This is a genomic window from Actinomyces sp. oral taxon 171 str. F0337, assembly GCF_005696555.1.
GTDB classification, from domain to species: domain Bacteria; phylum Actinomycetota; class Actinomycetes; order Actinomycetales; family Actinomycetaceae; genus Actinomyces; species Actinomyces oris_E.
This window is the reverse complement of record NZ_CP040005.1, coordinates 2,408,841-2,427,399: the sequence shown is the minus strand read 5'-3', so window position 1 is coordinate 2,427,399 and position 18,559 is coordinate 2,408,841. Positions and strand designations below refer to the sequence as shown.

General features: G+C 67.9%; 20 protein-coding genes and 3 tRNA genes. 17 read left to right on the top strand and 6 right to left on the bottom strand.

Annotation, left to right across the window (positions count from 1 at the left end):
* Positions 1-8: 8 nt before the first annotated feature.
* The 7 genes from ald (at position 9) to FBF36_RS10405 (ending at position 6,168) form a co-directional block, all read left to right on the top strand.
* A complete protein-coding gene (gene ald / locus FBF36_RS10435) occupies positions 9-1,124 on the top strand; it encodes an alanine dehydrogenase (RefSeq protein WP_009395492.1) in 1,116 nt (371 codons plus the stop codon).
* 3 nt (positions 1,125-1,127) lie between these two features.
* Positions 1,128-1,712 (top strand): GNAT family N-acetyltransferase, encoded by a 585-nt coding sequence (locus FBF36_RS10430; RefSeq protein ID WP_009395491.1) that lies wholly within the window; start codon positions 1,128-1,130, stop codon positions 1,710-1,712.
* Between the two features lie 33 nt (positions 1,713-1,745).
* Entirely contained in the window at positions 1,746-2,615 is an 870-nt protein-coding gene (gene htpX / locus FBF36_RS10425; RefSeq protein ID WP_009395490.1) for a zinc metalloprotease HtpX, read from the top strand.
* Positions 2,616-2,617: 2 nt separating this feature from the next.
* The gene (locus tag FBF36_RS10420) at positions 2,618-3,160 is read left to right on the top strand and encodes an AAA family ATPase (RefSeq protein ID WP_009395489.1); all 543 of its coding nucleotides are present in this window, start codon (positions 2,618-2,620) and stop codon (positions 3,158-3,160) included.
* Positions 3,160-4,173 (top strand): phosphotransferase family protein, encoded by a 1,014-nt coding sequence (locus FBF36_RS10415; RefSeq protein ID WP_009395488.1) that lies wholly within the window; start codon positions 3,160-3,162, stop codon positions 4,171-4,173. Before FBF36_RS10420 ends, FBF36_RS10415 begins: the two co-directional genes overlap by 1 nt.
* Before the next feature lie 97 nt (positions 4,174-4,270).
* The gene (locus FBF36_RS10410; protein ID WP_138137491.1) at positions 4,271-5,536 is read left to right on the top strand and encodes a sensor histidine kinase; all 1,266 of its coding nucleotides are present in this window, start codon (positions 4,271-4,273) and stop codon (positions 5,534-5,536) included.
* A complete protein-coding gene (locus FBF36_RS10405; protein WP_009395484.1) occupies positions 5,524-6,168 on the top strand; it encodes a response regulator in 645 nt (214 codons plus the stop codon). Before FBF36_RS10410 ends, FBF36_RS10405 begins: the two co-directional genes overlap by 13 nt.
* 90 nt (positions 6,169-6,258) lie before the next feature.
* Here the strand turns inward: FBF36_RS10405 and FBF36_RS10400 are convergent, their stop codons facing one another.
* The 4 genes from FBF36_RS10400 to FBF36_RS10385 all read right to left on the bottom strand — a co-directional run bounded on the left by FBF36_RS10400 (position 6,259) and on the right by FBF36_RS10385 (position 9,885).
* Complete coding sequence (locus tag FBF36_RS10400; RefSeq protein ID WP_050792650.1) at positions 6,259-7,380, bottom strand: ABC transporter substrate-binding protein; 1,122 nt, start codon at positions 7,378-7,380, stop codon at positions 6,259-6,261.
* Between the two features lie 109 nt (positions 7,381-7,489).
* Positions 7,490-8,335 (bottom strand): ABC transporter ATP-binding protein, encoded by an 846-nt coding sequence (locus tag FBF36_RS10395; RefSeq protein WP_009395482.1) that lies wholly within the window; start codon positions 8,333-8,335, stop codon positions 7,490-7,492.
* Positions 8,332-9,372: a FecCD family ABC transporter permease gene (locus FBF36_RS10390; protein WP_009395481.1), complete on the bottom strand. Its 1,041-nt coding sequence runs from the start codon at positions 9,370-9,372 to the stop codon at positions 8,332-8,334. The genes FBF36_RS10395 and FBF36_RS10390 overlap by 4 nt, the downstream gene beginning before the upstream one ends.
* Before the next feature lie 15 nt (positions 9,373-9,387).
* Positions 9,388-9,885, bottom strand: coding sequence for a YajQ family cyclic di-GMP-binding protein (locus FBF36_RS10385; RefSeq protein WP_009395480.1), 498 nt, complete (start codon positions 9,883-9,885; stop codon positions 9,388-9,390).
* 158 nt (positions 9,886-10,043) lie between these two features.
* On the opposite strand from FBF36_RS10385, the gene FBF36_RS10380 reads away from it, so the two are divergent.
* From FBF36_RS10380 to FBF36_RS10355, 6 genes are all read left to right on the top strand, one after another.
* A tRNA-Tyr gene (locus tag FBF36_RS10380) sits at positions 10,044-10,125 on the top strand.
* Between the two features lie 110 nt (positions 10,126-10,235).
* Positions 10,236-10,308: transfer RNA gene (locus FBF36_RS10375), tRNA-Thr, on the top strand.
* Positions 10,309-10,346: 38 nt separating this feature from the next.
* Positions 10,347-10,420: transfer RNA gene (locus FBF36_RS10370), tRNA-Met, on the top strand.
* Positions 10,421-10,480: 60 nt separating this feature from the next.
* Positions 10,481-10,651: a 50S ribosomal protein L33 gene (gene rpmG / locus FBF36_RS10365; protein ID WP_003779904.1), complete on the top strand. Its 171-nt coding sequence runs from the start codon at positions 10,481-10,483 to the stop codon at positions 10,649-10,651.
* Positions 10,652-10,765: 114 nt separating this feature from the next.
* Positions 10,766-11,572: a MaoC/PaaZ C-terminal domain-containing protein gene (locus FBF36_RS10360; protein WP_034491924.1), complete on the top strand. Its 807-nt coding sequence runs from the start codon at positions 10,766-10,768 to the stop codon at positions 11,570-11,572.
* 504 nt (positions 11,573-12,076) lie between these two features.
* Positions 12,077-12,778: a MarR family winged helix-turn-helix transcriptional regulator gene (locus FBF36_RS10355; protein WP_138137489.1), complete on the top strand. Its 702-nt coding sequence runs from the start codon at positions 12,077-12,079 to the stop codon at positions 12,776-12,778.
* Positions 12,779-12,803: 25 nt separating this feature from the next.
* Here FBF36_RS10355 and FBF36_RS10350 read toward each other — a convergent pair whose 3' ends face one another.
* Positions 12,804-13,469: a Maf family protein gene (locus FBF36_RS10350; RefSeq protein ID WP_009395475.1), complete on the bottom strand. Its 666-nt coding sequence runs from the start codon at positions 13,467-13,469 to the stop codon at positions 12,804-12,806.
* A 34-nt stretch (positions 13,470-13,503) separates the two neighbouring features.
* Here FBF36_RS10350 and FBF36_RS10345 point away from each other — a divergent pair, with 34 nt between their 5' ends.
* From FBF36_RS10345 to FBF36_RS10330, 4 genes are all read left to right on the top strand, one after another.
* A complete protein-coding gene (locus tag FBF36_RS10345; protein ID WP_009395474.1) occupies positions 13,504-14,406 on the top strand; it encodes a biotin--[acetyl-CoA-carboxylase] ligase in 903 nt (300 codons plus the stop codon).
* A 94-nt stretch (positions 14,407-14,500) separates the two neighbouring features.
* Positions 14,501-15,649, top strand: coding sequence for an adenylate/guanylate cyclase domain-containing protein (locus FBF36_RS10340; protein ID WP_009395473.1), 1,149 nt, complete (start codon positions 14,501-14,503; stop codon positions 15,647-15,649).
* Positions 15,650-15,874: 225 nt separating this feature from the next.
* Positions 15,875-16,546, top strand: a complete 672-nt coding sequence (locus tag FBF36_RS10335) for a response regulator transcription factor (RefSeq protein ID WP_009395472.1) — start codon at positions 15,875-15,877, stop codon at positions 16,544-16,546.
* A gap of 86 nt (positions 16,547-16,632) precedes the next feature.
* Entirely contained in the window at positions 16,633-17,709 is a 1,077-nt protein-coding gene (locus FBF36_RS10330; RefSeq protein WP_034491922.1) for a sensor histidine kinase, read from the top strand.
* Positions 17,710-17,816: 107 nt separating this feature from the next.
* On the opposite strand, the gene FBF36_RS10325 is transcribed toward FBF36_RS10330, so the two are convergent.
* On the bottom strand, positions 17,817-18,548 hold the full coding sequence (locus tag FBF36_RS10325) for a VTT domain-containing protein (protein ID WP_034491920.1): 732 nt from the start codon (positions 18,546-18,548) through the stop codon (positions 17,817-17,819).
* Positions 18,549-18,559: the final 11 nt, after the last annotated feature.

Here is an 18,559-nt window from a genome sequence, read left to right as displayed (position 1 = left end):
GCAGAACCATGCGAATCGGCGTTCCCACCGAGATCAAGGACAACGAGTTCCGGGTCGCCATCACGCCGGCCGGTGTTCACGCACTCACCCGGCGCGGGCACACTGTGACCATCCAGGTCGGCGCCGGCGAGGGGGCCTCCATTCCCGATGCGGAGTACACGGCCGCCGGCGCAGTCATGACCGACGACGTCCCCGGCCTGTGGGCCGACTCCGAGCTCATCCTCAAGGTCAAGGAGCCGATTGCCCAGGAGTACCCCTTTCTGCGCCCTGATCTGCTGCTGTTCACCTACCTCCACCTGGCCGCGGACCGGGCCCTGACCGAGGAGCTGCTCACCAAGCGGGTCACCTCCATCGCCTACGAGACCGTCGAGACTGACGCCGGTGCTCTCCCCCTCCTGGCCCCCATGTCGGAGATCGCCGGCCGCCTGGCCGCCCAGGTCGGTGCGGAGGCCCTGTTGCGCCCCCACGGCGGGGCCGGCGTCCTGCTGGGCGGTGCCGCCGGGGTGCGGCGCGGAAACGTCGTCGTCCTGGGTGGAGGCACCGCCGGACTGAGCGCCGCGCGGGTCGCCGCAGGTATGGGCGCGGACGTCACCGTCTTCGATGTCGACCCGCTGCGCATGCGTCGGATCGAGGAGGTCGACGGCGGCACCATCCGCACCCGCTTCTCCACCGAGCTCGACGTGGCCCAGGCCTGCGCCGGGGCGGACCTGGTCATCGGCGCCGTCCTCGTGCCCGGGGCCCGCACCCCGAGCCTCGTCACGCGCGCCATGGTGGAGACCATGCGGCCCGGCAGCGTGCTGGTCGACATCGCCATCGACCAGGGAGGCTGCTTCGAGGACTCCCGCCCCACCACCCACTCCGAGCCCACCTTCGAGGTGGACGGCAAGATGTTCTACTGCGTGGCCAACATGCCCGGAGCCGTCCCGCACACCTCCACCTACGCGCTGACCAACGCGACCCTGCCCTACACCCTGGCCCTGGCCGACGAGGGCTGGCGAGGCGCTGTCACGGCGCGCCGGGACCTCGCCCGCGGCCTGAGCACCCACGCCGGGACGCTCTACACCGCCGGCGTCGGCCAGGCCCTGGACCTCCCCGCGGCCGACGTCGCCGACCTGCTGGGCTGAGCAATGAGAACCCGTCGCATCCGCTTCGCCAGCAGAACCGACCGCTGGGCGCACGACCTCTACCTGCGCGCCTTCCCCGAGGATGAGCGCCTGCCCTGGGCGCTCATCCACGTGCTCAGCCTGCGGCGCGGCGTCGACCTCGTCGCCTGGTGGGACCGGCCCGCCGGACCCGCCCACGCGGCCTCACCGGACCCCGTCGCCCTGACCTGGAGCGTGCGCCGCCCCGGCTCCCGACTGCTCTACCTCTTCTACCTGGCCGTCGACGACGCCGCCCGCGGCCGGGGCCTGGGCACCCGCCTCCTGGCCGAGCTCGAGCGCCGTCACCCCGGCTGCAGCATCGTCCTGAACATCGAGCCCGTCATCGACGAGGCCGACAACGCCGAGCAGCGACGCCGTCGGCTCTCCTTCTACGAGCGGGCCGGCTTCCGCGACACCGGGTACGCGGTCCAGGACTCAACGGGGGAGTACTGGACCCTCGCGCGTGAGGCGCCGGGAACCACCTTCGACCCCGACGACTTCCGCGATGCCCTGCGCTGCCTGGACTGCGGCCTCATCACCGCGCGAGTGGTCCCGCGCCAGCAGACATAGGCCAGACACAGGTTCATCCCATAGTCTCCAGCCATGACAAGGACTCACCACTACAACGGTCTCAAGACCGCCGTCCTCCTGGGCGGCATGTGGAGCCTGCTCCTCCTGATCGGCTACGCACTGGCCAGGGGGACCGGCTCCTCCATCTGGCTGATCATCGCGCCGGTCATCGGGCTGGTACAGACCGCCTTCGGCTTCTGGAACTCCGACAAGATCGCGGTGCGCTCCATGGGCGCCATCGAGGTCACCGAGGACCAGCAGCCCCAGATGTACGCCATTGTGCGTGAGCTCTCCGCCGCGGCCGGCCAACCCATGCCGCGCCTCTACGTGGCCCCCACGATGAGCCCCAACGCCTTCGCCACCGGCCGCAGCCCCTCGCACGCCGCCGTGTGCTGCACCCAGGGCATCCTCCAGCTCCTCAACGAGCGCGAGCTGCGCGGCGTCCTGGGCCACGAGCTCTCCCACGTCTACAACCGCGACATCCTCACCTCCTCGGTGGCCGCGGGCATCGCCGGCGTCATCTCCTCGATGGCCACCATGGCCCTGTGGTTCGGCGGCGGCAACCGGCGCGACCGGGACGGCGGCAACATCATCGCCGTCCTGCTGCTCACCCTCCTGGCGCCCCTGGCCGCCGCCATCACCCAGTTCGCCATCTCCCGGACCCGCGAGTACGACGCCGACCACGACGGAGCCGAGCTCACCCGCGACCCGCTCGCCCTGGCCAGCGCGCTCAGCAAGCTCGAGCTGGGCATCTCGCGCGTGCCCATGGGACAGGACCCCCGCCTCGAGCCGGTCTCCTCCATGATGATCGCCAACCCCTTCGGGAGCCTGCGCAACCTCTTCTCCACCCACCCTCCCATGGACAAGCGCATCGCCCGCCTTGAGCAGATGGCCGGGTACTGACGGTGACCCTGACCGTCGTCGGCGGGCTGCCTGCCGTCGGCAAGACCACCGTGTGCCGGGAGGTCCTGAGCCTGCGGGTCCAGGCGCGGCCGCAGAGCCGGCCGCCGACCTGGCTGCGCATCGACTCCATCGAGCAGGCCCTGCGGGACAGTGGCGAGATGCTCCCCGGCATGCCCGCAGGCGCCGGATACTACGCGGCCGCCGCTGTCGCTCGAGACGTCCTGGCCTCGGGCGGGGACGTCCTGGTCGAGTGCGTCAACCCGCTGCCCATCACCCGCCGCCTGTGGGAGGAGACGGCCTCAGCCGTGGACGCCCGGTTTCTTACCGTCGAGCTCATCTGCTCCGACGTGGCCGAGCACCGGCGCCGCGCCCGGCAGCGGGCCGGCGATATTGAGGGCCTCGAGCCGCCGACCTGGCAGGAGATCACGCACCGCGACTACGCCCCCTGGCCTGAGGCGGACCTCCACCTCGATACCGCCCGGCTCACCGCCGCCGAGGCCGCCCGAGCCGTCATCGACCTCGGCCTCGCGGACGGAGTCAGGTGATGGTGGACAGGGGAGCGGATACCCCGCCTCCGACCGGAACCGACAACGACATCGCCCAGCGCGTCAGGGCCGCCGTCGATGCCGGTGAGTTGCGCGGCATGACGGCCGGACCGGTCGAGCAGCTAGGGGAAGGTGAGAGCTACACGGCCTGGCGAATCGGCTCCGGCGAGCGGACCCGGGTCCTGCGCCTTCCACGGCACCTGCCTCACGACATGCCCCGCTCCATGGAGACCGAGTTCGAGGTCCTCAGACGCGTCCCGTCCGAGCTGGGCACCAGCGCCGTCGCCCTGGAGACCAGTAGTGACAATCCGCTCGGCACCCCCTACATGGTGACCACCCACGTCCCCGGCCGGTCCCTGCGCGCCGCCGACTGGAACCGGCGGCTCGCGGCCGTCCTCGCTCACCAGCTCGCCCGCCTGCACGAGGCCCTTGCCACCGGTACCGCGCCGTCGGCCGCCTTCGTGCCGAGCGCCGGCGAGCAGGGGGAGGAGCTGCTGACCTGGTGGGGAGCGCACCACCCGGAGACACTTGCCGACCCCCGCGTCCGTGCACTCCTGCCCGCCTGGCGCCGCGAGCTCACCCGCCTCGCCCCCGCCTTCGAGACGGTCCCCACCCACCCGCTCATCCACGGCGACGCCGTCGCCACCAATGTCGTCCTCGGCCCCGACGGCCTCCCACGACTCATCGACTTCGAGTGGTCCGGGCCCGGTGACATCGCCAAGGACCTGGCCCTCATCGGCGGCCGGGTGACCGGCGGGCCCTGGTACCTGCCCATGACGCCCGACGACGTCACCGCCTTCGTCACCGAGTACTCGCGGTACTCGCGGCGCTCGCGGCATGCGCTGGATGCCGGTGCCACCGACCCGCAACGGCTGCTGGAGCGCCGCGACGGCTACGAGCTCCTCGACCGCCTGGGCAACCTCCTGTACTGCCTCAGCCGCCCCGACGAGACTCGCTATAGGAGGTGGGGCGATGAGCTCGCCCACAGCCTGACCGCCCGGCTCGGTGGCTGAGCCGCCTCGGGCTCAAGGCAGTGTCGGGCTAGCCCCACCAAGGCTCCGCCAGGTGGCAGGATTGGGCGTGATTCCGGCCCTGAGGAGGATGTGAGGCATGAATCGATCCGCGTGGGCCGCGCGCTACCGCCAACTCGGCAGGGACGCCGCCTTCCTCCTCCTCAGCGGGCCACTGAGCCTGCTCGCCTTCTACCTCGTCGTGCCGCTGACCGCCCTCGGCGTGGTCACCACCATCATCTGGGCGGGGCTGCTGGTGCTCGTCATCGACCTGAGCATCGCCGGGGGCTTCGCCAACATCGCCCGCCTCGCCGTGGCACGCGTGGACGGACGCGAGCCGGTGCCCGGCGGCTACCTCGAGCCCGAGCCGGGGTCCTCCGCGCGCCGCCGGCTCTTCCGGCGCCTGCGCGACCCCCAGCGCTGGATGGACCTGCTGTGGACCGTCATCTACTTCCCGGTCTCCCTCATCACCTGGATCATCAGCGTCGTGTGGCTGGCCCTGGCCGTGGCAGGTCTCCTCGCCCCCATCGCTGATATCACTCTCGACCTGGTCCTCGATCCGGCCGTGGGGCAGCGTCAGGGACTGGCCCATCTTCTGGGCCTGCAGCCGGAGCTGTTCTGGGACATCGGTTTCGACCTCACCTGCGGCATCGTCTTCTCCCTGACCGCCCCCGCCGTCCTGCGGGGCCTGGCCGCCATGCAGACGGGTCTCATCCGAGCCATGCTCTCCTGGCGCAGCGAGGTCAGCCGCCTCCAGACCTCCCGGGCCGCCGTCCAGCGCGCCGAGGCCGACACCCGCCGCCGCCTGGAGCGCGACATCCACGACGGCCCCCAGCAGCGCCTCGTGCGCCTGCGCATGGACCTGGCCCGTGCACAGCGTCAGGCCGAGAAGGACCCGGCAGCGGCGTCGGCCATCATCCAGGGCGCCATGGATCAGACCCAGCAGACCCTCGACGAGCTGCGCCAGCTCTCCCGCGGTATCGCCCCACCGGTCCTCATCGACCGTGGCCTGGCGGCCGCCATCACCGAGGCCGCCACCCGCTCCTCCGTCCCCGTCACCGTGAGCACCGAGCTGCCGGACCTGCCCGACCACGTCTCCCAGGCCGCCTACTTCGTGGTCAGTGAGGCGCTGGCCAACCTCAACAAGCACTCCGGGGCCACGGCCGCCGGTGTCGAGGCCCGCGTCGTCGACGGCGCGCTGCAGGTGAGGGTCAGCGACAACGGCATCGGTGGTGCCTCGACCGCCAAGGGGCACGGCCTGGCCGGCCTGGTCGAGCGCCTCAGCGGTGTCGACGGTAGGCTCACAGTCACGTCCCCGACCGGCGGGCCCACCACACTGGAGGCGATGATCCCGTGCGCGTTCTGATCGCTGATGACTCCGTCCTCCTGCGCGAGGGGCTGGCACTCATCCTGGCCGACGGCGGCCACGAGGTCGTCGGGGGAGTGGGGGACGGCGACGCCCTCGTGAGCGAGGCCCTGCGGCTGCGCCCCGACGTCGTCGTCGCCGACATCCGCATGCCGCCCTCCCACACCGACGAGGGCCTGCGCGCCACCACCCGCATTCGCGCCCAGTGGCCGGGGGCGCCCATCCTGCTGCTGAGCCAGTACGTCGTCGCCGGTTACCTGTCCGACCTCCTGGCCGACGGCGGTGGCGCCCTGGGCTACCTCCTCAAGGACCGGGTCGGTGACATCGATGCCTTCCTCGGCGCGGTCGAGCGGGTGGCGCGCGGCGAGCTCGTCCTGGACCCCGACGTCGTCTCCCAGGTCCTCCAGCGGGGCCGGCGCGACGACCCGCTCACCGAGCTCACGCTCCGCGAGCGGGAGGTCCTGGCCCTCATGGCCGAGGGTCACACCAACGCCGGCATCGCCGAGATCATGGTGGTCACCGAGGGGGCCGTGGAGAAGCACACCCAGCGGATCTTCGCCAAGCTCGGGCTGCTGCCCGACGCCGCCGTCCACCGCCGCGTCAAGGCCGTCCTGACGCTGCTATCGGCCTGAACGGGCATGAGGTGTGGCCCCGAACCCAGTGGGTTCGGGGCCGCAAGCCGTCTCTGAGCGTGTCAGTGCCGCCGGTGAGAGCTCCGGACGTTACTGGGGATCCTTGCCCGCCATGATGAGCTTCACCTCGTCGTCGGTCAGGTTGTAGCTGAGATAGGTCTTATAGAAGGTCTTCACCTTCTCCTCGATCTTGAGGTTGGGGAAGAGCTCCGGGTGGAGGAGGGCAGAGACCCACTGCACCTGAAGAAGCTCCTCAACACCGTAACGGTCCCAGCCGAAGACGCCCTTGGGGTTGACGTAGACCTTCCGATTCTGAACGGCCTTGATGCTCGCCCAGTTGGGGTCATTGAGGATCTTCTCATCCTCCCCCGCCTTTCCCGTGATGATGACGTCAGGATTCCACGTGAGTATCTGCTCCATCGTGAACTGGGCCTGGGCGTTGCCCTTCGTCGACACGTTGACGGCGTTCCTCCCGCCGGCCGTCTTGATCCACTCGTCGATGATAGTGCCAGTGCCGTCGAGGTTGAGGGTGTGGACACTACCGCCGTGCATGACCGTGGGACGCTGATCGTCGCTCAGGCCGTCGGTCTTGGCCTTAACGTTCTTGACCGTCTGGTCCAGCTCGGCGTTGTACTTCTCGGCGATCTTGGGGGCGTCCCCGCCAAAGACCTTTGCCGTCATCGTGATGGACTTCTTCATGTCTTCATAGGTCTGGAACATGCAGTTGACCACCGGGATACCGACCTCCTTGGCCTTGTCCCGCAGCGTCTCCTTGGAGTCGAAGATGACTTGGGGATTCAGTGCCGCCAGGTCCTCGAAGTTGAAGTCGTCCCCGAAAGTCGAGGTTGCCTTCGACATGTTCGGGCAGACCTTGTACATCCAGGGGAACTTCTTGGGATCACAGTGCGTGGCGACGAGCCCCTTGGCCCCGGTGAGCATGATCGTCACCTCGTTGTGGGCGTACCAGCCGTCCGCATACGCGGTAGGGTTCATGGGCACCTCGACCTGCGTACCGCCCATATCGGTGATGGTCTGGGTGCCGCCTGAGGGTGAGGCGCTGCCGCCCGCCTTGGAGGACTTGGAGCCGCAGGCCGCCAGCAGGCTCAACCCGACGGCGCTCCCGGCGCCGGCGCCGGCGAGCTTGAGCAGGTCTCGGCGGGAGGGCGATGAGAAGGTGGTTGAGGGGGCGGATGATGAACGTAGCGAAGTCATGAACACTCCTAAGAAGTGGAAGGCTGCGGTGATTGATGGAGTCATTCATCAACCTTCCATAAGGATAGAATATGAGGTAAGAGATCGTGGTCTGCAACAACCTGAGCTTTCAAGCGAGCTCGAGTGTCGGGATGCAGGTGCGGACAACCTCGCCGTCGGGACTTGTGGCCTCCAGGACCCGCACTCGTGTGCCGTAAGCGGCTTGGAGATTCTCCTCGGTGAGCACCTCGTCGACCGGACCGGAGAGGATTGTTCGGTCCTGGGTGATGAGGGTGGCCCGAGTCGCCACCAGAAAGGCATGATCCGGACTGTGCGAGGTCATGACCACTCCGTGGTTCTCATCGGCCAGATCTTGTATGCGACGGAGGATCGTCGCCTGATTGCGCAGATCGAGAGCCGCAGCCGGTTCGTCCATCACCAGGATCCTCCCGTCTTGGACCAGCGCCCGGGCAATGAGGGTCATCTGCTGCTCGCCCCCGGAGAGCTCGGTGAAGGGGCGTGCGGACAGGTGGGCGATTCCCAATCGGGTCAGAACCTCTTCGGTGCGCTTACGGTCCTCACGGGAGGGGGAGTCGAGCAGGCCCAGGCGTGAGACGCAGCCCGTCAGGGCGACGTCGAATACGGAAAAGGCGAACGGTGGCTCGTGCAGCTGGGGGACATAGGCGATGTAGCGGGCTGTCTGACGGCGGGAGAGCGAGGAGCGCTCACGACCACCGATCTCCACTCGACCCGCGACAGGTGCCAGGTGACCCAGCAGGGTCCGGAAGAGTGTTGTCTTCCCAACGCCGTTGGGTCCTAGGAGGCAGAGCACCTCGCCGGTTCGGATCTCCAGGTCGACTCCGGTCAGGATGGCGTGACCGCGGTAGCCGCAGGACAGGTTGCGCGCTGTGATGGTGGGGTGCTCGGAGGGCTCAGGGCGTCCCGTGCTCCGTGCCCGGGCCTCGGGACGGCTCACTGTCGGCCTCCTTGCTGGGTGCGCAGAAGGACGAGGAAGAACAGTGGGGCTCCGATGATGCTGGTGAGGATTCCCAGTGGGATCTCGGAGGAGATCACCGTGCGGCAGGCCGTGTCGACCGCGATGAGGAAGGCTCCGCCCAGGATGACGGACAGGGGGACGACGATCCGGTTGTCCGGGCCCGCGATGAAGCGCACCACGTGCGGCATGATGAGGCCGACCCAGCCGATGACGCCCGAGACGGCCACGCAGGAGGCAGTCAGCAGGGTCGCACAGACAATGCTGACCAGGCGCAGCGCGGCGGCGTTGATCCCCAGAGACTCCGCCTCCTCATCGCCGAAGGCCAAGATGTTGAGACGCCACCGCATGGCCAGGAGCGGGACGACACCCAGGATGAAGGGGATGGCGAAGAGTCTCAGGTCGCTCCATGTCACCTTGGCGATGGATCCCATGAGCCAGTAGGTGATCTCCGGGAGCTTGGAGTCAGGGTCCGCCGTGTACTTGATCGTTGAGACGAAGGCCTGGAAGAGGGCTGAGACGATCATGCCGCACAGGACCAGCAGCAGAACCTGGCTGCTTCCGCGTCCGATGGATCGGGCCGCCGTATAGGTGATGAAGACCGCCGCGAGTCCTCCGGCGAAGGCCGCTGCCCGAACCGGCAGGCTCCCCAGGGAGAGCAGCAGCGCGAGGGCCGCGCCGAAGGAGGCGCCGGTGCTCGCCCCCAGGATGTCAGGGGAGACCATGGGGTTGCGGAACAGTCCTTGGTAGGCGGCCCCGGAGATGGCAAGAGCGCCCCCGATCATGGCGGCGGCCGCGACACGGGGCAGGCGGACGTTGAGGACGATGTTGCGCGAGACAAGAGGCGTGTCGCCGTCGCCGGTGGCCAGCTGCCACAGAACCTCAATGACGGTGCCGGGTGAGAGCATCGCCCGGCCCACAGCCATGGCTCCCACTGCGATGACGATGAGGAGGGCGAGAGCGATGACGGTGAGCGTCAGGTGCTTGAGAAGGTGACTGCTGGCCGCGGGCAGGCGCATAGGCGTTGGCCCGATTCAACGGTAGTTGACGAACTGGAGGGCGGCGTCGACGTCGAGGTTCTTCAGCAGGGCGATGACGCTCTGGAGGTCGTCGCGGGACTTGGAGGTCACGCGCACCTCGTCGCCCTGGATCGTGGCCTTGACGCTCTTGGGGCCCTCGTCACGGATCGCCTTGGTGATCCTCTTGGCCACCTCCTGAGTGAGCCCCTCGCGCAGGGGGCAGGCCAGGCGGTAGATCTTGCCCGAGGGGCGAGGCTCCCTGTCTCCCAGGTCCAGGGCCTTGAGGGAGACGCCGCGGCGGAAGAGCTTGGACTCCAGGACGTCCAGGATCGCCATGACCCGCTCGGCCGTGTTGGCCTCCAGGGTGATGGTGTCGCCGGACAGGCTCACGGAGGCGTCGACGCCGCGGAAGTCGTAGCGCTGGGAGATCTCCTTGGCGCACTGGTTGACGGCGTTGTCCACCTCCTGGCGGTCGAGGCGGGAGACGACGTCGAAGGAGGAGTCGTTGGCCATGGCGGCAGTCCTTTCCGGGGTGGGACTTCAGTCGACCCGAGTCTAGGCGGGTTGTTCTGTGAGGAGGGTCCTACGGGGGCGATTGGCGCGGTGCGCCGCTGCCTTGCTATTCTTCCACGGCGCCAGGCGATGACCGAGAGGTCGGAGCGTGGAGCCAAGGCGGGTTGCCCGAGCGGCCAATGGGAGCTGACTGTAAATCAGCCGCGTAATGCTACGGGGGTTCGAATCCCTCACCCGCCACGCCGATCACTCGTTGATCGCACCTCGCCACCCGGCGAGGCCGCAGTGAGCGAAGCCACGGTGGAACGAATTGCCAGAGCGATTCGGATCTGCCTACGATTCGGCTCGTTGCCCCGATAGCTCAGTCGGCAGAGCGTCTCCATGGTAAGGAGAAGGTCAAGGGTTCGATTCCCTTTCGGGGCTCTCACAGCGGGGGCCACTGGCCCCCATTGTGTTCCTATGGCGAGGTAGCTCAGCTGGTTAGAGCGCACGACTCATAATCGTGAGGTCGAGGGTTCGAGTCCCTCCCCCGCTACGCAAGCTTTCGAGTACAGCGTTCCGTCGCATGCTCGAGGATCGACACGAGGAGACAAACGTGGCCAGCAAGTCCGCCGACGTTCGCCCCAAGATCACTCTGGCCTGCTCGGAGTGCAAGGAGCGCAACTACATCACCAAGAAGAACCGTCGGAACACCCCCGACCGTCTCAGCATCGCCAAGTTCTGCGCCCGCTGCGGCAAGCACACTGAGCACCGCGAGACCCGCTGAGAATCGCGTAGCGATCCCGGTCGCAACCGCCTTGCGACCGAGGAGCAAGCCCCGTCGACACCATGTCGGCGGGGCTTCGCCGTCTCCCCGAGGTCGGTGCCTAGCATCGGAGAGGTGAACGGTATCAGCCCCGGCGAGGACATCGTCGAGCGGCTCGCAGCAGTGCTGAGCGGGGTGCTCGCAACCGGCTCCTCCGTGTCTTCGAGCCGTGAGACTCACCGCCAGGCTCTGCGTGGAGCGACGGCGATTCTCCCCGCTGTGCAGGCCATGCACCAGATCCAGGAGTGGGTGCGGGACTGCCGGGGGGATGTTGCCTGGGAGGGCCTGGTGCACCGCCGTTGCCGGATGAGTCCGAGCTCGGCGGGAGCCGAGGCGATCGCGGAGTCGGCTGCGCCCGATGGAGTAACGATCCGGCAGGTCGAGCGCGCGGGGTGGGAGCTCGTCCAGGCAACCGTCAAGGTGCTGGTGATGGACCGGCGCTGGTGGGTGACCCACGAGCTCGCCCGCCGCACCCGGCCGTCCCAACAGGGTGCCGTCGATCATGGAAAACTCACGGCCCCGGGAGCTGGATTTGATACGCCGCCGGACTCCGGGTTCTACCGGCTCACTGACGCTGATATCGCCTCCTGGGCAGACGTCAGTGGGGATCGAAACCCCATCCATCTCCTACCCGGCAGAGCGGCCGAGGCCGGACTGTCGGCCGGTTCCAATGAGGTCGTCGCTCACGGCCTGCTGCTCGGAGCGATCAGTCTCGCGCTCGTCCAGTCTTCGTCTCTACGGCAGACAAGCCTTGTATTCATTGGTTCTGCTGATGTTCCTGCGTCCGAGTGCAGTGCGGGTGAGCCATGGGTGACGCTCACTGTCGATCTCTCCAATGGAGACATCGTCCAGGGGGCGCGGCCCATCCTGCGGCGCCGGTGACCATGCCCACCTCCGTGTCCGCCGCCCGAGGTGACGCAGGTACCGCCCGCACCCCTATCGCCGCATGAGGAAATAATGATTGCTTACTGGAGGGAATTCTGATGGCGATTCATTGTTGCCTAGAAGGTTGTGCGATGAGAGGATGGAAGCGAATTGTCGGTCACTTCCCAATCATCGGTCAACGGGGATGATAACGTGACAAAGGTGGGTATTTCGGTGTCAATCTGATGTATGTCAGGGTGACATGAAGTCAGTATCTGAATTGTTTTCCCATGTGATCCCCACCCTCTTGAAGCCGCTTGTTGGCAAGGAAAAGTGTGAGTGTGTCCTATGTTCTCAAGGTTGTCTGATGTTGTGGTTCGCCGTGCTGGAGTGCTGAGGCTCCGACCGAGTGTGATAAAAAAGAAGTGGAGCCGCGCTTGTATGAAAGCCAAAGGCAGACAACAAGTTCGCGCTTGAGGGTTCGCGACCTACCAGGGTCGGTGCTGAGAGGAGTCGATAAAGGTGATTACCGCAGAGCGGATGATGGTGGAGCCGACGGCCTACGCCGAGGACGTCGAGATAACCGAGATGACGTGGACTCAGAGCGACCAGGAAGCCGTTGAAGCCACCTACACCCAGGAGTCGGCCGGTGCCGCGGGTTCGCCCGAGCACGGTGGTGGGCTGGTGGGCGGTTGCGGCCAGGAGCCCACCCCGACCTGCGGACAGAACGACTCCTTGGAGCAGGAGGGCTTCCGCCGACTCGATGAGATCGAGATGGATGCCTGGCGGGCCTTCCTGGCGGCCTCCACCTCCGTCACGGCCCGTCTCAACCGTGAGCTCGAGGCCGGATGCGGCATCTCCATGCACGAGTACGAGATTCTGGTGCGCCTGTCCGAGGCGCCCGACCAGACCCTGCGCATGTCCACTCTCGCCGAGCACGTCTCACACTCCCGCTCGCGGCTGACCCACACGGTCCGGCGCCTGGAGAACGTGGGATACGTCGAGCGCAGCTCCTGCGACTCCGACCGCCGCGGCGTCAACTGCACGCTGACCCAGGAGGGTCTCGACTTCCTGCGTGAGGCGGCTCCGGTGCACCTTGACGGCGTGCGCCGTCACGTCGTCGACCGCCTCAGCCGTGAGCAGCAGGTCGTCATGGCCGAGCTCATGAGGGTCATCGCCCAGGCCCCGGACTCCTCCGGGTTCTCGGCGGCTTCGGCGTCCTGACGCTCCTGTGCGCCCGCCGGCGTGATCAGTGGGCGTCGCCAGTCGGTTTCGACACCGGCGGCGGCGCCCACAAGTCTGTCCAGAGCACTTCCAGGTCCGCCAGGAGTCGGCGCAGCAGCGGCAGGGAGATCCCGACGACCCCGTGGGGGTCGCCGTCGATCCCCTCGATGAAGGCGCCTCCCAGCCCGTCGATGGTGAAGGCTCCGGCGCACCACAGCGGTTCTCCGCTGGCGATATAGGCCTCGATCTCGGTCTGGGTCGGGGAGCCGAAACGGATGGTGGCCGAGCTGACCCCCTCGGCGATGGCGCCGTCCGCGGTGCGCACCAGGAAGTGTCCGGTGTGCAGGGTGCCGGTGCCCCCGCTCATCATCTGCCAGCGCTCACGTGCCTGGGCGGCGTCGGCGGGCTTGCCGACGACCTGGCCGGAGATCTCCAGCATGGAGTCGCAGCCCACGACCACCTCGGCCTCTTGCGGGTCGGTGGATGCCATGACGTCGAGCGCCTTGGCCCGAGCCAGGGCCTGTACCTGCTCGGCGGCGCTCGGGGCTGTCAGCCCGGCGTCGCGGCGCCGTTGAATCAGCTCGCCGAGCACGGCCTCCTCGTCGACGGTGGAGACTCGTACCAGCGGCTCGACGCCGGCGGCTCGCAGGGTGGCCAGGCGGCCGGATGACTTCGAGGCCAGGAGGATCACGCCGCCAGACTATACGGGCCGGTAGGCTCGGATCATGACCTCAGGTGGCACCCCCTTCTCGCGTCTCGATACCGTTCCCGTCACAGGATCCACTCAGGACGACCTGCGCGCGGCCCTCCTGGGGCCTGAGTGCGGGGCCTGGCCGCACCTGTCGGCGCTCCGGGCTCTGAGGCAGACCGCCGGCAGAGGGAGGTCCGGGCGCGCCTGGGTCACCCCCGACGATGGCAGCGCCCTCCTGGTCTCCGTGGTCCTGCGGCCCCTGGTCCCCGTTGAGCGCCTGGGCTGGCTGCCGTTGCTGGGCGGCTTGGCCGTCCGCGATGCTGTGGCTCCCCTCGTCGAGGACCTGCCCTGGCGGGTGGGGACCAAGTGGCCCAACGACGTCGTCGCCCTGCCCGATGACCCGGCAGCCGTGCCCGTGGTGCCCGGCTGGGACGACACGCGCAAGATCGCCGGCGTCCTCAGCGAGCTCGTCGTACCGGAGCCCGCCGGGGGACTCGCACCCGACGCGGTTCCCTCCGACCGCGACCAGGCCCCGATGGTCATCCTCGGCATCGGCGTCAACATCGGGCAGGAGGCGGAGGACCTGCCGGTGGCCTGGGCCGGTTCCCTGCGCACGCTCGGTGCTGTCGGCGCGGGTGACGCAGCTGCGCGTGAGGACGTCATGGAGGCTGTTCTCGCGGCGACCGGCCACCATCTGGTCCGGCTCATCGGGCAGTGGGAGGAGGTCGGCGGAGACGTCGATGCCGGAGACGGCGCACTCGGGCGCCGGCTGCGCGCGGCGCTGACAACCCTGGGGAAGCGGGTCAGTGTCCAGGCTCCTGACGGTGAGCTCAGCGGGCTGGCCGTCGACGTCACCCCCGCGCTCGTGCTGCGCAACCAGGACGGTGACACCGAGGTCCGCGCGGGCGATGTGACCCTCGTGCGTGTGGGGAAATGAGTGTCGGGCGCCGTGATAATCGCGAACCCGTCACGGCTCCGTGTGGTCGGTTGCTCAATGGGCATAGGCGTGTGATCTGCGCTACTGTGGCAGGGTGACACTAGACAGCCAAGCGAGCGAGGGGCGCGCACCGGACTCCCAGGAGGGCGGCGCCCAGCAGAAGGCTCAAGAGGGTGCCCGTCGTGGCGAGGGGGAGGGCGCCGCTGAGATGGACCCTGCAGAGCGGACCACCCTGACGGGGCATGAGTACCTGCTGCTGGGGACGCCCCCCAGCCTCACTCTGACCGAGGTGGCTCAGCGGGCCGGAACCAGTGTGGAGGTGGCGCAGAAGTTCTGGCGTGCCATGGGCTTCGCTGACGTCAAGCCCGATGCGGTCCACTTCACTGAGCAGGATGTCGCCGCGCTTCGAGACACCGTGGCGCTGCTGGACGAGACCAGTGACTCCTCCCTGGCCTCGGCCAGCGTGCTCGAGCTTCTCAGGGCCCAGTCCTACACCATGGACCGTCTGGTCCTGTGGGAGCTGGAGACCTTCGTCACTGACCTCAGTGAGCGTCTCGGTCTGGACGACACCTCTGCCCGGTTGGTCGCCCTTGACCGCATCGACGGCCTCGTGGAGCTTCTGGAGCGCCAGCTGACCTACGTGTGGCGCCGTCACATGGCCTCCATCCTGGGGCGCACCGACGCTGAGGTGTCAACCCGGGGCAGAGAGGACACCGGCCCCGACCTCTACCCGCTCATCCGCTCCCTGGGCTTCGTTGACATCGTCTCCTTCACCCAGCGCGCTCAGGGCATGAGCAAGGCCGCCCTGACCCACATGCTCGAGGGCTTCGAGAACACGGCCAGGGATGTCATCACCTCCCGGGGGGCGCGGGTGGTCAAGACGATCGGGGACGCCGTCATGTACATCTCCGATGACCTGCTGATCGCCGCCGACGTCGTCACCGCTCTGGTCGACGAGCTCCAGAAGGGGCCGGATGCGATTCGGGTTCGAGCCAGCCTCGTCGAGGGACGGGTCATCTCCCGCTCCGGTGACGTCTTCGGTCCCACCGTCAATCTGGCCTCCCGGCTCGTGGACGCGGCCGAACCCGGCAGCATCCGCCTGGACGAGCCGACCGCCATGGCCATTCTCCGCTCGCCTCAGGCGGATCGGTACCGGGTGGGGCAGTGCCATGAGGTGGTGGCCAAGGGGCTGGGGCAGATCGTGCCCTGGTCGTTGGAGAGGACCTCACCGACCCGCCTCTGAGCCGCAGGAGCCAGGATGACGGCTCCGTTATCATCTCGTGATTATTTGCCTGCTCAGCCCTTGAAGAGGCAACTCCGAATCGAGTTTTTCCGCGGTATCTTCACGAAAACATGTTCCAGATGTGGGAGGGTGAAGAGTCACCGCCCCGGCCGTGGTCACGTCTTGGTATCTTCTCCACCTCTGGGACGATGGCGGTGGGGGGCGTCGTCACCTAACATCGCGGATGTGACAACTGTTCTGCTCGTCGAAGACGACCCCGCCATCTCCGAGCCCCTCGCCCGCGCCTTTGGACGCGAGGGCTATGAGGTCCTGACTCATGGCACCGGTAAAGGCGCCCTTGAGGAGATCTCAGCCGCTGACATCATCGTCCTGGACCTGGGACTGCCGGACATCGACGGCCTGGACGTGGCCCGTCAGGTGCGGGCCCAGGGCCTGACCATCCCGATCCTCATGCTCACCGCGCGCAGTGAGGACTCCGACCTCGTCGTCGGTCTGGATGCGGGGGCCGATGACTACGTCACCAAGCCCTTCCGCCTGGCCGAGCTGCTGGCTCGCGTGCGGGCTCAGGTCCGTCGCGCCTCGGGGGAGGCCACTGAGGATGAGCTGAGCGTCGGAGAGGTCCGGGTCGACGTCGCCGCTCACCGGGCCTTCGTCGGCTCGCGCGAGCTGCAGCTGACGACCCGGGAGTTCGAGCTGCTCCGGGTCCTGGTGCGCGCCGGTGGCGAGGTCGCCTCCGGTGAGGACATCCTCAAGGAGGTCTGGGGTGAGGACCCCACCGGGAGTCCCCAGACCCTTCAGATGCACGTGACCTGGCTGCGTCGCAAGCTCGGTGACGATGAGGACAGCCCCGCGCTTCTGCTGGCCCAGGAGGACGGCTACCTTCTGACCGCCGGCTGAGCCGCTGACCGGGAGGGCCTCCCGGGAGGGGTGCTGGGTTCCGCAGCTGCCTCGACGAGCTGATCGGGGCTGAAGGAGGACTTGCCATGCGTCGTTACTCCATGACGATGACGATGTCGGCGGTGTGCGTGGCTGTCCTCCTGCTGGGGCTGCCACTGGGAGGCGCCTGGATCGTCAGCGCGTTGCGCTCCGCCGGAAGCGGCGACCGGGTCACCATTATCGGCACGGTCATCCTCACGGTCCTGGTACTCACCGGCACCGCGCTCACGGCGGCCTCCGTCGTGGCCTCCCGGGTGTCCAGGCGCATCTCGGCCCCACTCATCTACCTGGCCGCCGAGGCCGAGCAGCTTGGCAGCGGTCAGGTGCGCCCTCGGCTGCGCTCCTCGGGGATCGAGGAGATCGACCTGGTCCAGGCCGAGCTCGTGCGCTCGGCCGAGCGTGTGGCCGGGCGTATCGCCGCTGAGCGTCAGTTCGCCTCCGACGCCTCCCACCAGCTGCGCACGCCGCTGACCAGCCTGTCGCTGCGCCTGGAGGAGATCGAGCTGCTCGCCGGCGAGGAGGATGTGCGAGCCGAGGCCCATGCCTGCCTGGAGCAGGTCGAGAGGCTCACCGGCGTCGTCGAGGACCTGCTCAAGGTCTCGCGCCGCAGCGGAGGTGGGACCACGGAGGCTCTTCACCTCAAGGACATCTTCGCTCAGCAGCGCGAGGAGTGGGAACCGGCCTTCGAGCAGGCCGGACGCACCATCACCTTCTCCGACGAGATCAGCCACCCGGTCCTGGCCACACCCGGGTCCCTGGCCCAGGTACTGGCCACTGTCATCGAGAACTCCCTGCGCTACGGGGCCGGGACAACGTCGGTGAGTGTACGCAGCGCCAACGGCGGTCACGCGGTCTTCATCGATATCACCGACGAAGGTGAGGGCGTGGCCGAGGACATCGCACCGCATGTCTTCGAGCGGCACGTCTCCGGCTACGGCTCCACCGGCGTCGGGCTGGCGCTGGCCAAGGATCTCGTCGAGGCCGACGGCGGCCGCATCGAGCTGTCCCAGCGCAGCCCGGCGGTCTTCTCCATCCTGCTCAATGCCGTCCCCAAGTCCCTGGACCCCAACAACGTCCTGCCTCAGGGCGCACTGGTCTCGGTGGGACGGCGTCGCCGCTTCTGACCCGCTGCTGGCCACTGGCGGAACGGCGAGGACGCACCACGGGCTTCGGGACAGAACCCGGGGAGTTCATGGTGCGTCCACTGGGAGGCGTCCGGAGTGGAGAGGCGTCAGGACTTCTGGCGGCGGGACTTGATGAACTGCGAGATACCGGAGATGAGCATCGGAGCCACCGAGATGAAGACGATCACCAGGATCATGGCGTCGATGTTGTCCTGGATCCACTTGATCGTTCCCAGGAAGTAGCCCAGCCAGGTGATGCCGAAGGCCCAGAATGTGGCTCCCAGGATGTTGAAGGTGATGAAGTGCCGGTAGTTCATCTTGCCGACACCGGCGATGACGGGCGTGAAGGTGCGTACAATCGGCACGAACTGAGCCAAGGTGACGGCCTTGCCGCCGTGGCGCTCGAAGAAGTCCGAGGTGCGGTCCACGTACTCCTGCTTGAACAGGCGTGAGTCGGGCTTGTTGAAGATCGCGGGTCCCGCCTTGCGGCCGATGAGGTAGCCGGTCTGGTTGCCGGCAATGGCCGCGAGCCACACGAGGGGGGCAGCCACCCAGATGGGGACGGGAACTCCTTCGGCCGGGTTGGTCTCGCCGATGGCCACGAACATCCCCAGGGTGAACAGCAGTGAGTCACCGGGCAGGAAGAAGCCGACGAGCAGGCCGGTCTCGGCGAAGATGACAAGCATGACGCCGACAATGGCCCAGGGGCTGATCCAGCCGACGAAGGCTTTGATGATGAAGGTGGCATCGAGCCACTCGGGGCCGAGCATCGGTGCGTGGGCGGAGGGGACAGCGGTGGGCAGATTCAGCGCCGGAGCCAAGGCGGTCAGGGCAGTCACCGTCCAAGGCT